This window comes from Streptomyces sp. NPDC059909, from assembly GCF_042730885.1.
Classification (GTDB): domain Bacteria; phylum Actinomycetota; class Actinomycetes; order Streptomycetales; family Streptomycetaceae; genus Streptomyces.
Genome location: NZ_JBHWKX010000235.1, coordinates 1 through 1,104 on the forward strand (window position 1 = coordinate 1; position 1,104 = coordinate 1,104).

The 1,104-nt window shown below is 73.9% G+C and carries 1 protein-coding gene; it reads left to right on the forward strand.

The window, feature by feature from the left end; translation table 11 throughout:
* Positions 1–192 precede the first annotated feature (192 nt).
* Positions 193–1,104, forward strand: a 912-nt coding sequence (locus ACFV9O_RS40470) for an acetyl-CoA C-acyltransferase (RefSeq protein ID WP_385428106.1), incomplete at its 3' end; no start/stop codon positions are given.

Sequence of the window (1,104 nt, forward strand, 5' to 3'; positions counted from 1 at the left end):
CCGTCGAGGGTGGGGTGCTCGGCCGACCAGCGGCGCAGTTCGGCGGGCTGGGGCAGACCGAGGCGGCGGGTGGCGAACCGGCCCGGGGCGGTGTGGGTGAAACGCAGATAGCGGTCGGCCATTGTCGAACTCCCGGGTAGGTCGGTAATTTACTTCTGAGTAAGGTTACTCAAGGGTCAGGAGCTGGTCGAGATGAATCCGCCCCACCGCGCCACACGTCCGGTCGCCGTCCTCGGCGGCAGCCGCATCCCGTTCGCCCGCTCCGACGGCCCGTACGCCACCGCCTCCAACCAGCAGCTGCTCAGCGCCGCCCTGGGCGGCCTGGTCGAGCGGTACGGACTGACCGGCGAGCGCGTCGGTGAGTTCGTCGCCGGGGCCGTCCTCAAGCACAGCCGCGACTTCAACCTCGCCCGCGAGGCCGTCATCGCCGCGGCCAACAAGATCGCCCTCGGCCAGACCGACTCCGCGATCGCGGGCGGCTCCGACACCGCCAGCGACGCCCCGATCGGCCTCAACGACCGGCTTCGCCGCATCCTGCTGGAGGCCCGCCGCGCCAAGTCCGCCGGGGCCCGTGCCAAGGCGCTCGCCAAGGTCCGCCCCGGCCACGTCGTCCCGGACGTCCCGCGCAACGCCGAACCGCGTACCCACCTCTCCATGGGCGAGCACGCCGCCGTCACCGCCCGCGCCTGGGGCATCAGCCGCGAGGCCCAGGACGAACTGGCCGCCACCAGCCACCAGCGGCTGGCCGCCGCCTACGAACGCGGCCTCCTCGACGACCTCGTGGTCCCCTTCCGCGGCCTCGCCCGCGACCAGAACCTCCGCCCCGGCTCCACCCCCGCCGAACTCGCCACCCTCAGGCCCGTCTTCGGCACCGCCCACCCCGGCGCCACCATGACCGCGGGCAACTCCACCCCGCTCACCGACGGCGCCGCCACCGTGCTCCTCGGCAGCGAGGAGTGGGCCGAGGCCCGCGACCTGACCCCGCTCGCCCACCTCACCTGGTACGAGACGGCCGCCGTCGACTTCGTCTCCGGCGACGTCACCGACTGCGTCCCCGAGGCCGACGGCCTGCTCATGGCCCCCACCCACGCCGTCCCCCGGCTG